The organism is Nocardia carnea (assembly GCF_029868325.1).
GTDB lineage: Bacteria > Actinomycetota > Actinomycetes > Mycobacteriales > Mycobacteriaceae > Nocardia > Nocardia carnea_C.
Genome location: NZ_JARWNW010000012.1, coordinates 1 through 6,805 on the forward strand (window position 1 = coordinate 1; position 6,805 = coordinate 6,805).

Below are 6,805 nucleotides of genomic sequence, written 5' to 3' on the forward strand. Positions count from 1 at the left end.
CGGATCCCGGCATTCATATCCGGGGTGACACTGACCTGGGTCACGGTGGCGGCGGCCGACGGAGCACCGAGTACGGCGGGCGGCACGGCCGCCGCCCCAAAACAAAAAAAACCGCCCCCCCCCCCCCCCCCCCCCGCCCCGGGCGGCGGCGGGCGGGGCCCCCCCCCCCCCCCCACGGCATGCCATCCCGGCCTGTGCTGTCTCCTCGGTGGGGCGATCGGCAGGCGCGGGCAAGGGCGGTATCGGATGTGAAGTGTCCATCGAAAGCCGTCGGTAAACGGTGCGGAACGACAACGTTGCGCGGCGAATGGTGTTGCGGATCAACAAAACCGGATGGTCCGTGACCGGGCTCACCAGGCATCTCGCGCATTCGCCGGGCGTGTCGGCCGCCCGGCGGCAACAATATCGCTATGGCCGCCACGGTGACCTTGGACGAGATCGTCGATACTTCCCGCTACCCGCTTGCGGAGCCCGATACGCCGGGCTGGGCTGCCGCTGTCGCGGCCGCGCGGGCCGATCTCGCGGAGGACGGCTGCACCGTACTGCGCGAGTTCATCCGGCCGGAGCTGCACGCCCTGCTGGCGGAGCAGGGGGAGCAGATGGCTCCGCACGCCTACTACCGCACCGAACGGGTGAACGCCTACAACATTCCGCTCGATACCGAACTGCCCGCGGACCATCCGGGCCGGATCATCTTCGAACGCGGTAACGCCTTCGTCCCGCGCGACCGGATTCCGGCCGGAGCACTGATCCACCAGCTCTACACCGGCACCGAATTCCAGCGGTTCCTCGCCGCCTGCTTCGGCCGGCCACAGTTGCACGAATTCGCCGACCCGCTGGCCGGTCTCGTCCTGAACGTGGTGGCCCCGGGCAACTCGCATCCCTGGCATTTCGACACCAACGAATTCACCGTCAGCATGCTCACGGCGGCACCGGAGTCCGGGGGCGTGTTCGAGTACTGCCCGAATATCCGTTCCCCGCACACCGAGAACCTCCCCGATGTGCACGCCGTGCTCACCGGCAGCGGCCACGGTCTCGTCCGGCGGCTGGAGCTGCGCCCCGGCGACCTGCAGCTTTTCCAGGGAAGATTCTCACTGCACCGGGTGTCGCCGGTGCAGGGCGCGACCCCTCGGCATACGGCGATCTTCGCCTACAGTGACCGCCCCGGTGTCATCGGCACCGTGGAACGCACCCGCCAGCTCTTCGGGCGGGTACTGCCGGATCATCACGCGGCGGCCGATGCCGTCCGTGGTGATCGGCTGCTGGATTGATCAGGGACCCGATCGAGTGGGTACCGCCCTACCGAGAGGAACACAACGTGCCAGTGCCGTTGCACACCACCGGGAAAGCATCCTTCGACGATATCTACTCTCGGCCCGACCCCCGCGACTACTACGCGCGTATGTCCGAACTGGGCTATCGGATACCGGAACTGGCGAAACCCTATCTGCGTGAGCAGATAGCGGAGTATGAGGCCATGGCGGAAACCGCCCCGGCCGTGCTGGATATCGGATGTTCCTACGGTGTGAACGCCGCCCTGCTCCGCCTGGATACGAGCCTCGCCGAGCTGGCCGGCTCCTACACCGAATCGGTGCTCGGGACCGGCGATCTCATCGCCCGCGACCGGGATCGTGTCCGTGATGCCACCGCCCTGCCCGGGGTCCGGTTCATCGGAATGGACGCCTCCGCACCCGCCCTGGACTATGCCCGGGCGGCCGGGCTGCTGGACAGCGTCGTCCACGCCGACCTCGAGGCCGCCGACCCCACCGACGAACAACGCGCGGTCCTCGCCACGGCCGATCTGGTGATCTCCACCGGCTGTATCGGCTATGTCACCGAGAAGACACTCGTCCGGATAGCGACCGCGGCCCCGGACCGCCGCCCCTGGATGGCACACTTCGTCTTGCGCATGTACGGTTTCGGACCGATCGAGGCGGAACTGGACGCCCTGGGATATCGGACCCGGCGGATGCCGGGCGAGTTCGCCCAGCGCCGATTCGCCTCCGACGCCGAACGCGAGCAGGTACTGGACACCCTCACCACCAACGGTATCGATCCGACCGGCCTGGAGTCCGAAGGCCGGCTGTATGCCAATCTCTATGTGTCCCGGCCGGTTTCGTAATACACCGAACCCGTGCGATACCGGGATCAGCCCGACCGTCGAGCAGCACCGACCCGAACCGGAGAGACGACTTGACCGAACGCACCTTTGCCGCCGAAGACCAACTGCCCAGGGTCCCGCTGCCGACCCTGGAGGACAGCTGCGCCCGCTTCGTGCAGTGGTGTACACCCCTGCTGACCGCCGCGGAACTGGCGGCCACCGAGGACGCCGTGGCCGATCTGCTGCGTCCCGGCGGCGCCGGCCGGACCCTGCACGCGGCCCTGCGTGAATACGACGAAACCCCCGGCGTCGGCAGTTGGCTGGACCGGTTCTGGCCGTCCCGCTACCTGGGCCGGCGCGACCGGATCGCGTTGAACGCCAACTTCTTCTTCCTGTTCCGCGACGATACCGCGCTGGCGGCCTCCACCGCGGCGGGTCAGGCGGACCGGGCCGCGGCGCTGGTCGCGGCCGCTGTCGATTACAAACTGGCCCTGGACCGGGAGGAGATCCCGCCGGTCACCCAGCGTGGGCAGCGGTTGTCGATGTGGCAGAACAAATACCTGTTCTCCGAAACCCGGATCCCCGGCGCCGAACAGGACACCGTGCGGGTGCCCTACAGCGAGGCGTGGCCGGGTCCGTCCGACGCCCGCCATATCCTCGTCCTGCACCGCGGCAACATGTTCCGGCTGGATGTGCTCGGCGCCGACGGCGACCCGTACGCCTTCGAGGATCTGCTCGGCGGTCTGTGCACCATCCTGAAATCCGCGACCGAACCCGCGCCCGCCGGGACCTCGGTGGGGCATCTGACCACCGCGGCCCGGGCCGATTGGGCGCATGCCCGCGCCGAACTGCTCACCGATCCGCACAACGCTGCCGCGCTCGATACGATCGAAACCGCGCTGTTCTGCGTCTGCCTCGAAGATTTCGCCCCCCGCGACGAACTGCATGCCAGTGACACCCTCTTGCACGGTGACAGCGCCAACCGCTGGTTCGACAAATCGGTGTCGTTCATCGTGTTCGCCGACGGTCAGGCCGGAATCAATATCGAGCACTGCGGGCTGGACGGTACAACAGTCCTGTCCTTCGTCGACGCCCTGCTGGAAACACCGGTCACCGGGCATACGGAACGATCCGGGGCACGGAACCAGGGGCTGCCCCCGATCGAACAGATCGAGTTCCGGCTGACCGACGAACAGCGCGCCGCGGTGACCGCCGCCGGTGCCGCTTTCGCGCAGTACGCTGCCGACAATGCCACCACCACGGTGTCCTTCGACGATTTCGGTACGGCCCGCGCCAAACAGCTCGGTATCTCACCGGACGCCTTCGCCCAGCTGAGCTATCAGCTGGCCCATCGCCGCAGCAAAGGTCTCACCGGAGCCACCTACGAATCCATCGCGACCCGGCAGTACCGCAACGGCCGCACCGAGGCGATGCGGGTGATCACCCCGGAAATGGTCGCCTTCGTCGACACCCTGCAGGATCCCGCCGCAGATACCGCCGCGAAACTCGCCGCGGCCCGCGCCGCCGCGGGCGCCCATGTCGCCCGGGCCAAACAGTGCCAATCCGGGGAAGCGCCGGAACAGCATCTGTGGGAACTCGAATGGATCCAGCGGCGCCGCGGCGCCGAACTCGGCGTCACCGAACCCCTCCCGCTGTACGACAGCCCGGGCTGGACGATCATGCGCGACGACTACCTCAGCACCAGTTCGGCGCCGTCGGTGAACATCCGGTACTTCGGTTTCGGCTCCACCAGCCCGAAATGCATCGGAATCGCCTACGTCCTGCTGCCGGACCGGTGGAACCTCTACCTGGCCACCCCGGCCGCGGTGGCCGATGAGATGCACACCTTCGCCGACCACCTCCGCACCGCGGTCGCCGAACTGGAGGAGTTGCTCGCCGCGCAGTAGAGCCACAGCCCGTCTGCGGGCCCCCGCAGCCTGACGAGCAACACGCCACCGCGTTGGCTCTGCGGCGGCCGGGCCCACGATTCCGGCCGCACCCGCGTGCCGGCCGAGCCGCCGGGGGCGCTCGCGAATGCCCCGGACGGTACTGCCGTCTGGGGCGTCCGGACGTACCCGGCTTTCGTAGCGGGTCCACGGTTGTCCATCGCGTCGGTCGCACGGGCCGTCCCGGTCGCCCCCATCGCGGGGATCGTGCTGACCGCAGGGAGCGTGCCGACCGTAGCGATCCCGCGGCAGGGTGCTTCGTGTCGACCCGCGCGAGGTAGTCCGATGAAGCGGGGTTGCCAGGCTCTGCTGCTGGTCGGCATGGCCGCGTCCGTTCGTGGAACCGGCAGAGCCGACGATCGAGGTCGTACCAACGCGAGCCGGGACAAGGGTCGGTGCATGGTCCGGCCGGTCCGATTGCTATGCCGGCTGTGCGGTTGCGCTGACCGGTGTGGTCTGGTTCGGGCGTGAGTCGTGAGGGTGAACGGGTCTCGGTGGGGTCCGGATCAACTGGCTCGCCGGCCGCGAGGGCGGGCGCCGCTGCGGCCGGACAGAGCAGGGCCGGTGTCGTCGGTGAGTGGTTGTTTTCGGTCCACGCTCGAAGCCCGGGCAGGGTGAACAAATCCACGCGGGGTGAACTGTCGGCGATACCGGAGTGGGGTTTCCAGCACCTGCGGGTGCTTTACATCCGCGCGTCGGAGGCAGGCACACTCGTCTCGGTGGGCTCCGGGCTCTTCCGCGCCTGCTGGACACCGGACAGGCCGGTCCAGCACAGGCCCGCGGTCGTGGCGACGGCCTCGTGCCGGGGGAGCGGCTTGCCGGTGAGGACCCAGTGCCGCGCACACGACTGAGCGATCGCGACCACCTCCGCCGTGATCAGCCAGCCCCGTTCGGCCTGCGCCGGCGGATAAGGGGCCAGTGCCTGCAGGAGGGTGTCGGTGCAGATCGTCGTCGCCTGATGGGCCACCCGCTGGGCCGACGGCTCGTCGACCACCGCGGCACCCGCCAGAAGTGTGGCGCTGCGTGGATGGGTATCGGCGAAATCGAATATCGCGGCCACCGTCGCCGAAACGATCGAGCGCATGCCTTGGGCCGGTGCCAGCGCCTCCGCGAGCGTGTCACCCAGCACCCGCAGCGCATCGTGCAGAACCGCCAGGTAGAGCTCCAGTTTGCTGCTGAAGGAGTTGTACAGGACCGGTTTGCTGACCCCCGCCCGGCAGGCGATCTCGTCCATACTCGCCGCTCGGTAGCCGCACGCGGCGAACAATCCGGACGCGGCGGCCACGATCAGGTGCCGGCGCTCCTGCCGGGCCTGTGCCATGTTCTCGTCCACAGTCGGTGACCACCTCCTCGGATCATCACAGTACCGATGACGTGGGTGCGGCCCGGCGGTGGCGGTCCCGCCCGGGGTCGCGACAGCTCCGGAACCGGCCGGATGAGTGCTACGGCACAGCGGTGTGCAGTCGGGGACAAGGGCGCGGGGGTGGTCTGAAACAATGACCTGCCGTGAAGACTTTCGAGGCCCTGTTCGCCGAGCTCCAGGATCGCGCAGCCACCCGTCCCGCCGGGTCGGGTACCGTCGCCGCACTGGACGCGGGCGTCCATACCCAGGGCAAGAAGGTGCTGGAGGAGGCCGGTGAGGTGTGGCTGGCCGCCGAACACGAAGGCGACGACGCGCTCGCCGAGGAGATATCGCAGCTCCTGTACTGGGTGCAGGTCCTGATGGTGGGCCGCGGGCTGCGGCTGGAGGACGTCTACCGACATCTGTAGACGCCCCGACCGTTCCCCGAAACCGAAAGGACCTGCCATCATGCTGCGCGTCGCAGTACCCAACAAAGGTGCGCTCTCCGAATCCGCCGTCGCCATCCTCACCGAGGCCGGTTACCGCAAACGCACCGATTCGCGTGACCTCACCGTCCTCGACCCCGCAAACCAGGTGGAGTTCTTCTTCCTGCGGCCCAAGGACATCGCCATCTACGTCGGATCCGGGGAACTGGACCTCGGCATCACCGGCCGCGACCTCGCCCTGGACTCCGGTGCTCCGGTATCCGAACGTCTCTCGCTCGGCTTCGGCGGCTCCACCTTCCGCTACGCCGCCCCGCAGGGACGCGACTGGACGGTGCAGGACCTGCAGGACAAACGGATCGCCACCTCCTACCCGAACCTGGTGCTCGCCGATCTGGCCCGCCACGGAATCGAGGCGGAGGTGATCCGGCTCGACGGCGCGGTCGAGATCTCGATCCAGCTCGGCGTCGCCGACGCCATCGCCGATGTGGTGGGCTCCGGGCGCACCCTGCGCCAGCACAACCTGGTGGCATTCGGGGAATCGCTGTGCGATTCCGAAGCGGTGCTCATCGAACAGGCCGCAGCCGATCGAGACGACCGGGCGCGTAACCAGCTGATTGCCCGGGTCAAGGGAGTGGTGTTCGCCCAGCAGTATCTGATGCTGGACTACGACTGCCCCAAGGGCCTGCTCGACCGTGCCGCGCAGATCACCCCCGGCCTGGAATCGCCGACCGTGGCACCCCTGGCCGACGAGGGCTGGGTGGCCGTCCGCGCCCTGGTACCCCGCAAACAGGGCAACGAACTGATGGACCGGCTGGCCGATCTCGGCGCCCGCGCCATCCTCGCCACCGATATCCGTTCCTGCCGGGCGTTCTGAGTTATCGGCGGCGCCGGCGGCGCCGCGGGTTTCGGCCCCCCTTGGTCCATGCTTTCCGCCCGCGATACTCGCGGCTGCGCCGCATTGTCTCGCGGG

6 protein-coding genes are annotated in these 6,805 nt (G+C 68.5%); 5 read left to right on the forward strand and 1 reads right to left on the reverse strand.

The features are described 5' to 3' along the window. Positions 1-410: 410 nt before the first annotated feature. The 3 genes from QH196_RS00170 to QH196_RS00180 all read left to right on the forward strand — a co-directional run bounded on the left by QH196_RS00170 (position 411) and on the right by QH196_RS00180 (position 4,008). Positions 411-1,271: a HalD/BesD family halogenase gene (locus QH196_RS00170; RefSeq protein WP_280413704.1), complete on the forward strand. Its 861-nt coding sequence runs from the start codon at positions 411-413 to the stop codon at positions 1,269-1,271. A 47-nt stretch (positions 1,272-1,318) separates the two neighbouring features. After that, on the forward strand, positions 1,319-2,122 hold the full coding sequence (locus tag QH196_RS00175) for a class I SAM-dependent methyltransferase (protein WP_280413705.1): 804 nt from the start codon (positions 1,319-1,321) through the stop codon (positions 2,120-2,122). A 71-nt stretch (positions 2,123-2,193) separates the two neighbouring features. Then, positions 2,194-4,008, forward strand: a complete 1,815-nt coding sequence (locus tag QH196_RS00180; protein WP_280413706.1) for a choline/carnitine O-acyltransferase — start codon at positions 2,194-2,196, stop codon at positions 4,006-4,008. A 721-nt stretch (positions 4,009-4,729) separates the two neighbouring features. Here QH196_RS00180 and QH196_RS00185 read toward each other — a convergent pair. After that, positions 4,730-5,380 carry a TetR/AcrR family transcriptional regulator gene (locus QH196_RS00185; protein ID WP_280413707.1) on the reverse strand — a complete coding sequence of 217 codons (651 nt, stop codon included), beginning with the start codon at positions 5,378-5,380 and terminating at the stop codon, positions 4,730-4,732. A gap of 173 nt (positions 5,381-5,553) precedes the next feature. On the opposite strand from QH196_RS00185, the gene QH196_RS00190 reads away from it, so the two are divergent. Together QH196_RS00190 and hisG are read left to right on the forward strand one after the other, a co-directional pair. Next, positions 5,554-5,817 carry a phosphoribosyl-ATP diphosphatase gene (locus QH196_RS00190; protein WP_280413708.1) on the forward strand — a complete coding sequence of 88 codons (264 nt, stop codon included), beginning with the start codon at positions 5,554-5,556 and terminating at the stop codon, positions 5,815-5,817. Between the two features lie 40 nt (positions 5,818-5,857). Continuing rightward, entirely contained in the window at positions 5,858-6,709 is an 852-nt protein-coding gene (gene hisG / locus QH196_RS00195; protein ID WP_280413709.1) for an ATP phosphoribosyltransferase, read from the forward strand. Positions 6,710-6,805: the final 96 nt, after the last annotated feature.